At 72.5% G+C, this 13667-nt stretch carries 8 protein-coding genes and 2 tRNA genes; 9 read left to right on the forward strand and 1 reads right to left on the reverse strand.

Features of this window, described 5'->3' with window-relative positions; translation table 11 throughout:
* Positions 1-16 precede the first annotated feature (16 nt).
* From ABD369_RS23405 to ABD369_RS23440, 8 genes are all read left to right on the forward strand, one after another.
* A tRNA-Ala gene (locus tag ABD369_RS23405) sits at positions 17-89 on the forward strand.
* A gap of 498 nt (positions 90-587) precedes the next feature.
* Positions 588-660, forward strand: a tRNA-Ala gene (locus ABD369_RS23410).
* A 133-nt stretch (positions 661-793) separates the two neighbouring features.
* The gene (locus ABD369_RS23415; protein ID WP_344638470.1) at positions 794-2089 is read left to right on the forward strand and encodes an NsdA family TPR-like regulatory protein; all 1296 of its coding nucleotides are present in this window, start codon (positions 794-796) and stop codon (positions 2087-2089) included.
* Positions 2090-2314: 225 nt separating this feature from the next.
* Positions 2315-5197, forward strand: a complete 2883-nt coding sequence (leuS, locus tag ABD369_RS23420) for a leucine--tRNA ligase (protein ID WP_344638471.1) — start codon at positions 2315-2317, stop codon at positions 5195-5197.
* Between the two features lie 313 nt (positions 5198-5510).
* Positions 5511-6305, forward strand: coding sequence for a hypothetical protein (locus ABD369_RS23425; RefSeq protein WP_344638472.1), 795 nt, complete (start codon positions 5511-5513; stop codon positions 6303-6305).
* Positions 6306-6565: 260 nt separating this feature from the next.
* A complete protein-coding gene (locus tag ABD369_RS23430) occupies positions 6566-7411 on the forward strand; it encodes a DegV family protein (RefSeq protein WP_344638473.1) in 846 nt (281 codons plus the stop codon).
* A gap of 251 nt (positions 7412-7662) precedes the next feature.
* The gene (locus tag ABD369_RS23435) at positions 7663-9000 is read left to right on the forward strand and encodes a helix-hairpin-helix domain-containing protein (RefSeq protein ID WP_344638474.1); all 1338 of its coding nucleotides are present in this window, start codon (positions 7663-7665) and stop codon (positions 8998-9000) included.
* 131 nt (positions 9001-9131) lie between these two features.
* Entirely contained in the window at positions 9132-12023 is a 2892-nt protein-coding gene (locus tag ABD369_RS23440; protein ID WP_344638475.1) for a ComEC/Rec2 family competence protein, read from the forward strand.
* A 265-nt stretch (positions 12024-12288) separates the two neighbouring features.
* Here ABD369_RS23440 and ABD369_RS23445 read toward each other — a convergent pair whose 3' ends face one another.
* A complete protein-coding gene (locus ABD369_RS23445) occupies positions 12289-12552 on the reverse strand; it encodes a hypothetical protein (protein ID WP_344638476.1) in 264 nt (87 codons plus the stop codon).
* A gap of 84 nt (positions 12553-12636) precedes the next feature.
* Between ABD369_RS23445 and holA the strand changes: the two genes are divergently transcribed.
* Complete coding sequence (holA, locus tag ABD369_RS23450; RefSeq protein WP_344638477.1) at positions 12637-13632, forward strand: DNA polymerase III subunit delta; 996 nt, start codon at positions 12637-12639, stop codon at positions 13630-13632.
* Positions 13633-13667 lie beyond the last annotated feature (35 nt).

Below are 13667 nucleotides of genomic sequence, written 5' to 3' on the forward strand. Positions count from 1 at the left end.
GGGCCGCACGGCTCGCGGGGCTGTAGCTCAGTTGGTAGAGCGCTTGCATGGCATGCAAGAGGTCCGGGGTTCAATTCCCCGTAGCTCCACAACAGAAGCCGAAGGGCACCTACCGATCCGGTAGGTGCCCTTCGGCGTTCGCGGCGGTGCGGCCGGTGTGCACGTGGTGGATGGGGGCGACCGCTCGGCGCCGTCCTCCCCGGGGGCTCAACTGCTCCGGCCCGGCCGCTACTTCGGGGCGCGCGCTGCAGGTGGTCGCGGCTGCTGGCCGCCGCCCGCGTGCTGCGCATCGGGGGGCGTCGCCTGACGCGAACGGGTTCGTCCCGCGCCGGCCGGCGCTGCTCCATGGGGGCGAGCAGCGACGGCCGGCCGCTTCCGGGTCCGGGAAGCGTACGAGGGATGACCGGGGAAGCGGAAGACGGTCCTCCGTGAAGCTTTGATGGTGATCCGCGGCGTGAGGCTCCGACTACCGTGCGCGTTCGCGAGTGGGCTGAAGAACGGATTAGGGGACTGGTCGCCGGACCGTGTACAGTTGTGCACGTCGCCGAGGGGGACCGCAGGAAGACCTCGGATGACAAGCAGGACAAGGGGCTGTAGCTCAGTTGGTAGAGCGCTTGCATGGCATGCAAGAGGTCCGGGGTTCAATTCCCCGTAGCTCCACAGGAAGAAGGCCGTCTCCCGGGTCGGGAGGCGGCCTTTCGTGCTGTTCACCCCGAAGTCCCGCGCCGCGCGCCGGTGTTCGGCCCGGCGGGTGCTCTACCCCGTTGCCCGGCCCGGCGGTTACGGTCGTGCCATGGCGGATCTGGCGCGCAAGCGGAACGAAGAACTGGCCCGGATACTCCACCAGCTCGGCTGGAGCCCCGAGCGCCTCGCCCGCGAGGTCAACTCCGGCCTCCCCGCCCAGCTCGCCATCAGCTCCACCGCCCCCTACAAGTGGCGCGACCGCGGCATGGTGCCCAGGTCACCGCACGACCAGACGGTCTGCGAGGTGCTCGGCCGAGCCGTCGGCATCGCAGTGACGTACGAGCAGCTCTGGGGACGGATGGGCAGCGGACGCGGTGCCAAGATGCTCTCGCCCCGGCTGCTCACCGATCCGTGGACCGCCGACACCGCGCAGACCGCCCTGCGCGAGGCCGGTGCCGACAGCACGCCGGTCCGCCTCACCGACCTGTTCCGCGGTGCCGAACTCGAACAGGCCGCCCGCCACTGGGCCTCCCCGCCGCCCGAGGTCACCGGCGGCGAGGGTGCGCTGCGGATCGCCGCCGCGCACCTCGCCGACCTGCGGACCTCCCACGACAGCAAGCAGCGCCTGGAGCGCGCCTACGGTGGCGGGCTGATCCTCAGCCCCGCCAAGGCCGAACTGGCGCTGGCGGGCAAGCTGCTGGAACTCGGCTCGTACGGCGAGCAACTCGGCCGGCAGCTGTACGGGGTGGCGGGCCGGCTGGCCCGGCTGGTCGGCTGGGCCAGCTACGACATGGGCCATGACGCCGCCGCGCAGCGCGCCTTCGTCGCCGCGCTGCGGGCCGCCCACGTCTGCGGCGACCCCCGGCTCGGCGTGAGCGTGGTCGGCTGCCTGGCCGTGCAGGCCACCTACAACTCGGCCGGGCGCGGCCTCGACCCGGTCGCGATGCTCTCCACCGCGCTGCGCGCCGCCGACGAGGTGCTGGCGCCGGCCGAACGGGCGCTGCAACTCGGCCGGATCGCCCGGGCACACGGCCGCAAGGGCGAGCAGATCAGCGCCGAGGCGGTCGCCGAACTCGCCTTCAACGCGCTGGAGGAGGCCGCGGGGGAGGATCGCGGCCAGGAGCGCGCCGATCTGCAGGGCATGGTGGGGGAGGGCTACCTCTTCCTCGGTGACCACGAGCGGGCCCGCCGCCTGCTCTCCTCCGCCACCGCCGCCCTCGCGCCCGAACGAGCCAGAACCAAGGCGCTGCTGCTGGTCCGGCTGGCCGACTCCTACCGGCGGACCGGCGAGCACGAAGGCGCCGCCGAGACCGCGGACCAGGCGAGGATGCTCGCGGCCGGCATGCAGTCCGGCCGGGTGGCCGCCGCCCTCCGGGAGTTCGACGCGGCGGTCAAGGCCGGATAGTCAGGTGGCCGCCGCTTGACCGTGCGGTACCCTGAGCCCATGCGAACCGTGCGCCTGCTCCTTAGCCGGCCGCGCTGACCAGGACCGGCTGAGCCTTCGGGCGGTGCCGGAGTCGGCGTGGCGTCCCCTCCTGCGAGGGGCTTTTTTGTTTTACGCGCTGCTTCCTTCCCAGGGCGCTGCCCCGCTGACGATTCGCTAACTGACATCGATGGAGCTTGAAGGACCATGAGCGAGACGACACCTGCTTCCGCCGCCGTCGAGGCCGCCGGCGAGCCCTTCCGGTACAGCGCGGCCCTGGCCGCGGAGATCGAGTCCCGCTGGCAGGACGTCTGGGAGAAGGAGGGGACGTTCAACGCGCCCAACCCGGTGGGCGCGCTGGTCGACCCGACCGCCGGTGACGTCACTGCGAAGCCGCACAGCTTCATCATGGACATGTTCCCGTACCCCTCGGGCGCCGGCCTGCATGTCGGCCACCCGCTGGGCTACATCGCCACCGACGTGTACGCCCGCTACCAGCGGATGACCGGCCACAACGTGCTGCACACCCTGGGCTACGACGCCTTCGGCCTGCCCGCCGAACAGTACGCGGTGCAGACCGGCACCCACCCCCGGGTCTCCACCGAGGCGAACATCGCCAACATGCGTCAGCAGCTGCGCCGCCTGGGCCTGGGCCACGACTCGCGCCGCTCGATCTCCACGATCGACCCCGAGTACTACCGCTGGACCCAGTGGATCTTCCTGCAGATCTTCAACTCCTGGTACGACGCGGACGCCGCCAAGGCCCGCCCGATCACCGAGCTGATCGCCCAGTTCGAGGACGGCTCGCGCGAGGTGCCGGGCAGCCGCGCATGGTCCGAGCTGACCGCCGCCGAGCGCGACGAGGTGCTGGGCGAGTACCGCCTGGCGTACGCCAAGGAGGTGCCGGTCAACTGGTGCCCGGGCCTGGGCACCGTGCTGGCCAACGAGGAGGTCACCGCGGACGGCCGCTCCGAGCGCGGCAACTTCCCGGTCTTCAAGTCCAACCTGCGCCAATGGATGATGCGGATCACCGCGTACTCCGACCGCCTGATCAAGGACCTGGACCTGCTGGACTGGCCCGAGGCCATCAAGCTGCAGCAGCGCAACTGGATCGGGCGCAGCGAGGGTGCCCGGGTCGACTTCGCGGTCGGCGAGGACCGGTCGATCACCGTCTTCACCACCCGCCCCGACACCCTGTTCGGTGCCACGTACATGGTGCTGGCCCCCGAGCACGAGCTGGTCGACTCGATCGTCCCGGCCGCCTGGCCGTCGGACACCCACAATGACTGGAAGGACGGCGCCCACACCCCGGCTGAGGCCGTCGCCGCCTACCGGGCCGCCGCAGCCGCCAAGTCGGACGTCGAGCGCCAGATGGACGCCAAGGTCAAGACCGGTGTCTTCACCGGCGCGTACGCGACCAACCCGGTCACCGGGAAGCCCGTCCCCGTCTTCATCGCCGACTACGTGCTGATGGGCTACGGCACCGGTGCCATCATGGCCGTCCCCGCCCACGACCACCGCGACTTCGCCTTCGCCCGCGCCTTCTCGCTGCCGATGGCCTGCGTCGTCCAGCCGACCGACGGCCGGGACAAGGACCCGCACACCTGGGACGACGCCTTCGACACCTACGACTCCGTCATCGTCAACTCGGCGCACGACGGCCTGGCACTGGACGGCCTGAGCGTGGTCGAGGCCAAGGCCGCGGTGACCGCCTGGCTGACCGAGCGGGGCATCGGCGAGGGCACCGTCAACTACCGCCTGCGCGACTGGCTGTTCAGCCGCCAGCGGTACTGGGGCGAGCCGTTCCCGATCGTCTACGACGAGGACGGCGTGATGCACGCGCTGCCCGAGTCGATGCTGCCGGTCGAGGTGCCCGAGGTCGAGGACTACTCGCCGCACACCTACGACCCCGACGACGCCACCTCCTCGCCGAAGACCCCGCTGTCCCGCAACGAGGCCTGGGTCAACGTCGAGCTGGACCTGGGCGACGGCCCGAGGAGCTTCCGCCGCGAGACCAACACCATGCCCAACTGGGCCGGCTCCTGCTGGTACGAACTGCGCTACGTCGACCCGGTCAACGGCGAGAAGGCCGTCGACCCGGCCAACGAGCAGTACTGGCTGGGCGCGACCGCCGACAAGCCGGCCGGCGGTGCCGACCTGTACGTCGGCGGCGCCGAGCACGCGGTGCTGCACCTGCTGTACGCCCGCTTCTGGCACAAGGTGCTGCACGACCTGGGCCACGTCTCCTCGGTCGAGCCGTTCCACAAGCTGTTCAACCAGGGCATGATCACCGCCGACGTCTACCGCGACGAGCGCGGCTTCCCGGTGCCCGCCGCCGAGATCGAGGAACGCGACGGCAAGTACTTCTGGCAGGGCCAGCCGGTCAGGCGCGAGGCCGGCAAGATGGGCAAGTCGCTGAAGAACGCGGTCGCCCCGGACGAGATCGCCGACGAGTACGGCGCCGACACGCTGCGCCTGTACGAGATGTCGATGGGCCCGCTGGACGTCTCCCGCCCGTGGGACACCCGCGCGGTGGTCGGCTCGTACCGCTTCCTGCAGCGGCTTTGGCGCAACATCGTCTCCGAGACCACCGGTGAGCTGGTGGTCACCGAGGAGGCGCCCGACGAGGCCACCCTGCGCGCGCTGCACAAGGCGATCGACGGGATCCGCGGCGACATGGCGGGTCTGCGCTTCAACACCGCCGTCGCCAAGGCGATCGAGCTGAACAACTTCCTGGTGAAGCGCGGCTCCACGCCCCGTGCGGTGGCCGAGCAGCTGGTGCTGCTGATCGCCCCGCTGGCCCCGCACATCGCCGAGGAGCTGTGGCGCAGGCTGGGCCACAACGGCTCGCTGGCGTACGTCGACTACCCGGTCGCCGACCCGGCCTACGTGGTGGACGAGACGGTCACCTGCGTGGTCCAGATCAAGGGCAAGGTCAAGGCCCGGCTGGAGGTCGCGCCGTCGATCTCCGACGCCGAGCTGGAGGCGCTGGCGCTGGCCGAGCCGGCCGTCGTCGCGGCGATCGGCGACGCTCCCGTGCGCAAGGTGATCGCGCGGGCGCCGAAGCTGGTGAACATCGTCACGGGCTGACGGGAGCCCTGCCGGGCGGCCTGCCCGTAGCGGCGGGCGGCCCGTCCCGCACAGTCGCCGGGTGGTCCTGCCCGCAGTCGCTGGGTGGTCCTGCCCGGAGCCCCGTTCGGGCTCCGGGGAGGGCCACCCTCGCTGCTTTCGGCGACGGCTCCGCCGTTCCTTGCGCCGTTCCCTCCGGGGGCGGTGGCCGATGCCGTGGGGGATGTCCCTGAGGGTCCCCTGATCTCGGGCGGGATGTCCGGTTTTGCGAATCCCCGCAGCGGTGGGGACGGCTACCGTGGAAGACCTTGACGGGTGTGGAAGGTGGCTGGTGATGGACGCGATCGGTGTAGTGCTCGGCTTGGTCCTGCTCTTCACGGTGGCCGCGCTGGCCATGCTGGCGGTCGGGGCGGTGAAGGCGACCAAGCGGGTCGCGGCAAAGGTCAGTGAGCACGAGGCGAACGCCCGCCGCGCGGTCGAGAACGCCGCGCTGAAGGCGAAGACCTTCACCAAGCCCGGCCCCGTGGGCCGGATTTCGGCGGTCCGCCTCTCGCTGCGCACCTCGCTGGAGAGCACCCGCCAGGTGCTGGAAGCCGGCCTGTCGGAGGACGGCCAGCTCACCGAGGCGCTCCAGCTGCTGGCCCGGCTCGACTCGCACGCGGCCGAGCTGGACGGCGAGTTGAGGATCCTGGAGCGCGAGCCCGACCAGAGCCGGGTCACCGCCAAGCTGGCGGAACTGACCGAGCGGGCCGAGCGGATCACGCACTCCGCGGAGTCGATGCGCTGGGCCGCGCAGGACCGGATGCGCCGGTTCGCGGACGACGAGCTGGCCCGGCTGACCGAGGCATGCGAGGCCGAGGCGGGGTCGCTGCGGCACTGGGAGCCGACGGCCGCCTCCGCGGCTGCGGCGGATGCCGCCGGGAACGGGGCCGGGGCTTTCACGGCTTCCACTCAGGGGCAAGGGGCGGGGCGGTCTTCGGGGCAGGCGTCGTCCGGCGCGGAGCGGAAGGGGCTCGGCGCGGGGCGTCAGCCGGGTGCCGAGGACGTGCTCGGACTCGCCGCCGAACCGCTGGCCCGGCTTGCCGAGCGGCTGCGCAAGCCCTCGACCGGCAGCTCTTCGGCAGGCTGACCCGGCGGGACCGGCCCGAGGCGTCGGGCACGGCGAAGCGGCGTGCGGCTACGCGGTCGATGCGCTGATGTGCCCGTCCGCGCCGGAGACCGAGGCGTCCAGGGCTCGGTGGGCGGCGACACGCACCCTGCCGCGCACGTCCGGCGCGAGCGCGTGGCAGCGGGACACGGACCGGCCGCAGACCTGGCCGGTCGTCCGCAGTCGGGAGTGCTGTCCGCCACAACTGTCTTCTGTGCCGGACGGGGAGTAACCTCCGGCTCATGCCCGACCGCCTCGCACTCGTCACCGACTCGACGGCCTATCTGCCGCAGGAAGCCATCGACCGGCACCGGATCGCGGTGGTCCCGTTGAGCGTCGCGGTGGGCGACGAGGTGCTCGCCGAGGGCGTGGAGATCTCCCCGAAGGAGGTTGCCGAGGCACTGCGCGCCAAGCGCAGGGTGACCACCTCCCGGCCCAGCCCGGAGACCTTCGCCGCCGCCTACCGTGCCGCGGCCGCCGAAGGCGCCTCCGGAGTCGTCTCGGTGCACATCTCGGGCGAGCTCTCCGGTACGTACGAGGCCGCGAGGCTCGCCGCCGGCGAGGCCGGGATTCCGGTCCGGGTCGTCGACAGCCGCCTGGTCGGCATGGCGCTCGGCCACACCGTGCTGACCGCCGCGCGGGCGGTGGAGGCGGGGCTCGGTCTTGACGAGGCGGTGGCCGCCGCCACCGCCCGCGCGGCGATGACCAGCAGTTTCTTCTACGTGGACACCCTCGAGCACCTTCGGCGCGGCGGCCGGATCGGCGCCGCACAGGCGCTGCTCGGCTCGGCGCTCGCGGTGAAGCCCCTGCTGCACCTGTCCGACGGCCGGATCGAGCCGCTGGAGAAGGTCCGGACCGCCTCCCGGGCGATCGCCAGGCTGGAGGAGCTCGCGGTCGACCGGGCGGGGGCGGCCGACGTGGACATCGCCGTGCACCACCTGGCGGCCGAGGAACGTGCGGAGCCGCTGGCCGAGCGCTTGCGGGAGCGGATCCCCGGGCTGAGAGACCTGTACGTGGGCGAGGTCGGCGCGGTGATCGGCGCGCATGTCGGGCCGGGGCTGCTCGCGGTGGTCGTCGCGCCGCGCTGAGGGGCCGACTGGGGAGCCGGTGTTCCGAGGTGCGCGGTACTGGGGGACCAGACCGGGAAGCAGGGACCACCGCGTGCTGGGTAATGCATCGCGGGTGTGTGGGTGTGCGTGGGTGCTCTGGCGTCCCAGGTTCCGGTATTTCGGCTGAAGACCACCCATCCGGGTGATAGGAGATATCCACAACCGCGAGTTGTCCACAGGAATCGGGCCGGGGCGGGGCGAAGCGTCGAACCGCTCGTACCGTCCTCGCCATGAGGACGTTGACACCGGGCGCCGCCCGCCGCCGCGACACGACCGAAGCCGTCCGGGACCGGGTGGCCAACCTGTTCCCGACCGACCAGCCGTCGCAGCGGCCGGTCCCGGACAGGCCGGCCGGCTCCCGGGGTACCCGGTGGACGGCTGCGCCATCTCGACCCGATTCCCCGTCGGGGGCTCCGGACGTCTCGCACGCGTCGGATTCCCCGGCCGTGCCGGACACCGTGGACACGCCGGATTTGTCGGAGGTCACGGACACCGCGGACGTTCCGGGCTCCTCGGAGGCGGGCGAGCTCTCCGAGCCAGATCAGCCGCCCGACACTCCACAACCTGAGGCCGCTTCGGCCGTCGGGCAGGTGCCGTTCCCCGGGGCCGTCCTGCCCGCACAGGACGCCGCATCGCTGCTGCGGTACTACGAGCGCCGCGCGGCCGGGCTGCCCGAGGCGCCACTCGGTGAGCGTGTCCGGTCGCCGTCCGGTGCGGATGAGACCGGTCGGAGGGCAGATGCCGCCGTCGGCGCCCCCGACCCCGCTGCCCTCGACCCTGTTGCTCGCCGCTCCGCTGTCCCCGAGCCCGCTGTCCCCGAGCCCGATGTCCGTGGCCTCGACATCGCCGACCGAGTACCGACCCCTGCCGCCCGGCTCCCGGCCCCGACCGATGCCGTCGACCGTCCAGCAGGGGCGCGGCGACGACGGGTACGGCTACCGAGCCTGCATTCCGGCCTGGCGCTCGATCGGCGGGCGGTTCTCGGGCTGACCGTGCTGCTCCTGCTCGCCGTGGGCTACGCCGTACAGCACTTCTGGCTCGGGCGACCGGAGGCGGTGGCGATCCCGACCACCGTGGTCACCCCGAGTCCTGCAGTCGCCGCGCCAGGGAGCGGCGGTGATCCGTCGGCCTCGTCGCCCCCGAGGCCGTCGGGCGCCGTGGTGGTCGTGGAGGTGACGGGGAAGGTCCAGCACCCCGGACTGCGCACACTGCCCAGCGGGTCCCGGGTCGCCGATGCGGTGAATGCCGCCGGCGGACCGCTGCCGGACACGGACACCTCCGGCGTCAACCTCGCCCGGCTGCTCACCGACGGCGAGCAGATCGTGGTCGGTGCGCCGGCCGACCAACCGCCCCCGGTCGCCGCCGCCGGGCCGCGCAGACCACTCAGCCTGAACCAGGCAACCGTCGAGCAACTCGACACACTCCCCGGAGTCGGTCCCACACTGGCCCAGCGAATCGTCACCTTCCGTCAGGAGCACGGCGGATTCCGGTCCCTGGAGCAGCTCCGGCAGGTCAGCGGTATCGGAGCCCGTAAGTTCAGCGACCTGCGTGCCCTGCTCATTCTCTGACGCTCTGTCAGTCGACACCTGCCGCCACCGCCTGCCGCCACCGCCCGCCCGTTTCGCCTGCAGCCGATGCCCGCAGAGCGGCTCCCACCCCGCCCGCACACCGACCGCCGACCGTCCGACGGAGGTGCACCGTGATCGCCCTGTCCGAGGCCGCGGCCCTGTACCGCTCGCCCGCAAACCGCGAACCCGCCGACCTCCGTCTCATCCTCCCGGCGCTCTCCGCCTGGGTGGCCGCCTTCACCGTTCTCGGTCTGGCGCCGGAACACCGATCGTGGTGCCCGCCCTTGGCCGTGCTCGCGGTGGCCGTTGCGCTGCTGCTCCTCGTGCGGCCCGTAGAGCGGCACCGGCGTATGTCCCTCCTCCTGGCCGCCACCATCCTCACCGCGACCGCTGCGACGGTCACCACCCTGCTGCACACCGCCGATCTCCATCGGGGTCCGCTGCCCGCCCTCGCCCGCTCGCAGGTCTCCGCCTCCGTCGGCAACCCCGACCCGGCCGATCCGTCCGGTGGCGCCGGCACCCCGAAGGCGGCGCCGTCACCGGAACTGACCGTCAGTCTCACCATCGCCGGAGACCCTGAGGTCCACACCTCGCACGCACGCGGCACCAGTCCGGGGCGGTCCCTGCTCACCGTGGCCGCCATCGTCGACAGCGTCACCCTTCCGCAGTCCGCGAACGCGGACGCTTCCGGAGCCGGTCCTTCGCCCAAGTCCTCGGCTGCCCGTCCGAGCCGAGGGCCGACCACGGCAGCGCCTGGGACGCCGATCGCGACACCGCCCGGGACGTCGGCTGAGAACTTGGCCGGGAACTCGGCCGGGACGGCGGCTGGCACTCCCCGCACAGTCCGGACCCGAACTCCGGTGACCGTCATGGTCCACGCCCAGGACGCCGACGCCTGGCACGACCTGCTCCCCTCCACCCGGCTGCGGACGGACGTACGGGTGCTTCCCGCCCGTGAGGGCGCGCAGACCGCAGCCGTCCTGCTGGCACGCGGCCAGCCCGAACTGCTCATCCCGCCGAGCCTGCCCCAGCGACTGGCCGGCCGGTTGCGGGCCGGCCTCCGTGCCGCCTGCGAGCACCTGCCCGCCGATGTCCGGGGGCTGCTGCCCGGACTGGTGGTCGGCGACACCTCCGGTCTTCCCGACGACCTGAACGAGGCGTTCCACGCCACGGACCTCAGCCACCTCACCGCCGTCAGCGGCGCGAACCTGATGATCGTGCTGACCGTCCTGGTCGGAGCCCCCGGCCACGCGGGCACATCCGGTCGCGGTGGGCTGGCCGGGCGCCTGGGCCTGCCGCTGCGCGTGACCGCCGTACTCGGTGCAGGGCTCACGCTGGCGTTCGTCACAGTCTGCCGACCGGATCCGAGCGTGCTCCGGGCCGCCGCCACCGGTCTGGTCGGGATGCTGGCCCTGGGCACCGGGCGGCCACGCCAGGCGCTTCCGGCACTGACCGCCGCCGTACTCGGGCTGATCCTCCTCGATCCCCACCTCGCCCGCTCGTACGGGTTCGTCCTGTCGGTGCTGGCCACCACCGGTCTGCTCACCCTTGGCCCGCGCTGGATGGCAGCACTGGTCGAACGGCGCTGGCCGCATCACCTGGCCAGCGCCGTCGCGGCCACGGCCGCCGCACAGGCGCTCTGTGCGCCGGTCACGATCCTGCTGGCACCCCGGGTCAGCCTGGCCGCGGTCCCCTGCAATCTGCTGGCCGAGCCCGCCGTCGCACCGACAACCCTGCTCGGGTTCGCCGCGCTGGTGGCCGACCCGGTCTCCCACCCCGCCGCGCGATTCCTGGCCGATCTGGCGGCCTTGCCCGTCGCCTGGCTGGCCGGCGTCGCGCGGACCGGCGCTGCGCTCCCGGGCGCCCAACTAGCCTGGCCCGGCGGCCCGTTCGGTGCCATCCTGCTCGCTCTGACAACGGTCGCCCTGGTCTGGGCAGCCCGTCCGTTCCTGATCCCCGCACGACCGACGGCCTCGTCCGCCGCCTCCGCAGTCGGTCGGGGCGGCGCCGTTTCTCCGTCGGTGGACACCCGTCGGAATCCGTTCGCCACCCGCCGGGTCAGAGCTGTCCTGACGCTGGTCCTGGGCCTGATCATGCTGGTCGTCCTGCTGCGGCCGCCCACGCTCACCAGGATCGCCACCGGCTGGCCGCCAAAGGGCTGGCAGCTCGTCATGTGCGACATCGGCCAAGGCGACATGACCGTGCTGCCCATCCGCTCGGCCGGTGGCGAGTCTCCCGACAGTGCGATCGTGGTGGACACCGGACCCGATCCGCACGCTGCCGATACCTGTCTGCGCGACCTCGGCATCACCAAGGTGCCGCTGCTGATTCTGAGTCACTTCCACGCCGACCACGCGGAGGGACTGCCGGGGGTCCTGCACGGTCGCCGGGTCGGGGCGCTCCAGGTCACCACGCTGGACACGCCGGCGGGGGAGTACGCCCGGGTGGTCGCCTGGGCGGCCGCGGCCGGCGTTCCGGTCGTGCGCGCCAAGCGCGGTGAACACCGTTTCGCCGGGCCCGAACTCTCCTGGGACGTGCTGTGGCCCGACAGTACGCTCGGGCCGGCCACTCCGGGCGCGAACAATGCCAGCGTCGCACTGCTGGCAGCGGTCGGGCCGTCCTCGGGTCCGCTGCGGATTGCCCTGCTGGGCGATCTGGAACCGCCGGCGCAGGCCGCTCTGCACGCCCGGCTGACGCCGCCCCGGGTCGACGTCCTCAAGGTGGCGCACCACGGTTCGGGCAACCAGGACTGGGACTTCACCGCGGCCCTGCATCCCCACCTGGCTCTCATCTCCTGCGGGAGCGACAACCCTTACGGGCACCCGGCGGCCCAGACCGTCTCCAGGCTGCGCGCCCTCGGAGCAACGGTGATGCGCACCGACCAGGTCGGCGATATCGCGATCCTGGGTACCCCGTCCGCGCTCAGCGTCGCTACCCATCCCCGCCATCCGGAGTCGCCCGCCCGAGCTCCGCCGCTCGTCGGCGTCGCGGGGAAGGGCTCCTGCCGGACCGGTTGTCGCTGAGCCCGATTCCTGCCGCACCGGGCCATCGCTATAGACGAAGGCCCTCGCTCATACCGGGCAATCGCCGTACCGGACCCCCGCCTTCACCGGGCTCTCGTCGAACCGGGCTCTCCGTGCCAGGTGGTGGCGCCGTGCCGGAGGCTCTCCACCTCGGCACAGCGCCCGTCGGATTCGGTCACGGTGCACTCGGACCCACAACGCGGCCAGCTTCGCGGCGCGTTGGCGAGTCCGGCCTCCAGCAGGTCCGCTTCGCGGTCCCCAGGTGTCAGCCTTCCTCGCGCCAGCCGTCCTGGTCGGCGGCGAGGGTGTCCAGCGCGGCCAGCAGCTCAGGGGTCCAGCCGGTCTCCTCCGGCGGGTCCACGACGACCAGCCACTGGGCGTCCTCGGCATCGTCCTCGCCGGCCAGCGAGTCGCGGACGACTTCGAGTTCGCCCAGGTCGGGCCAGCGCGCGGAGAGCTCCTCGGCCACCTCGTCGGCGGCGTCACGGTCGGGAAGAACGAGGAGTTGACGAGTGAAGTTCGTTGTCACCGCACCATTGTGCAGATCCTGCCGTCCACTGGGGAGAGCGGGTCCGGCCGTTGTTGTCGGCGCAGCGTGCGATGCTGGTAGGCGATGGCCAGGAAGAGTGCACCCGACGACCTGCTCGCCCCGCTGACCCTCGCGGTCGGACAGGAGGAGCTGCTGCTCGACCGTGCGGTGGCCCAGGTGGTGGCCGCTGCGAAGGCGGCCGATCCGGACACCGATGTGCGCGATCTGGCTCCCGGCACCCTCCAGCCCGGCGGGCTGGCCGAGTTGACCACGCCGTCGCTCTTCGCCGAGCGGAAGGTCATCGTGATCCGCGCCGCGCAGGATCTCTCCGCCGAGTCGGTGAAGGAGGTCAAGGCCTACCTCGAAGCGCCCGCCGACGAGGTGATCATGGTGCTGGTGCACGCCGGTGGCGCGAAGGGCAAGGGCCTGCTGGACGCAGGCCGCAAGGCGGGCGGGCGCGAGGTGCAGTGCGCCAAGCTGACCAAGTCCGGTGACAAGCTGGCCTTCATCCGTAACGAGTTCCGCACGCTGGGCCGTTCCGCGACGCCGGAGGCATGCCAGGCCCTGCTGGACTCGCTCGGTAGCGATCTGCGCGAACTGGCCGCCGCGTGCAGCCAGCTCACCGCTGACGTCGAGGGCACCATCGACGAGACGGTGGTGGCCCGTTACTACAGCGGCCGGGCCGAGGCGACGGGCTTCGAGGTGGCCGATCTCGCGGTCACCGGACGGGCGGCGGAGGCACTGGAGCGGCTGCGCTGGGCACTGGCGGTCGGCCAGCCCCCCACCGGGATCACCTACGCCCTCGCCTCGGGTGTCCGCAGCATCGGCCGGCTGGCGACGACCGGCCGGAACATGCGCCCGGCGGATCTGGCCCGCGAGTTGGGCATGCCGCCGTGGAAGGTCGAGCGGGTCCGCCAGCAGATGCGTGGCTGGACGGGGGACTCGGTGGCCGCCGCTCTGACGGCGATCGCCAAGGCGGACGCCGCGGTCAAGGGCGGCTCGGACGACCCCGCGTACGCGCTGGAGCGAGCCGTGGTCGCCGTGGCCCGCGCCGCCCGCTCGGGCGCGCGCCCGTACTGACCGGCTGCCCGTACTGACCGGTTCCCCGCCCGGCC

The sequence above is a fragment of the Kitasatospora cystarginea genome, assembly GCF_039533515.1.
Classification (GTDB): domain Bacteria; phylum Actinomycetota; class Actinomycetes; order Streptomycetales; family Streptomycetaceae; genus Kitasatospora; species Kitasatospora cystarginea.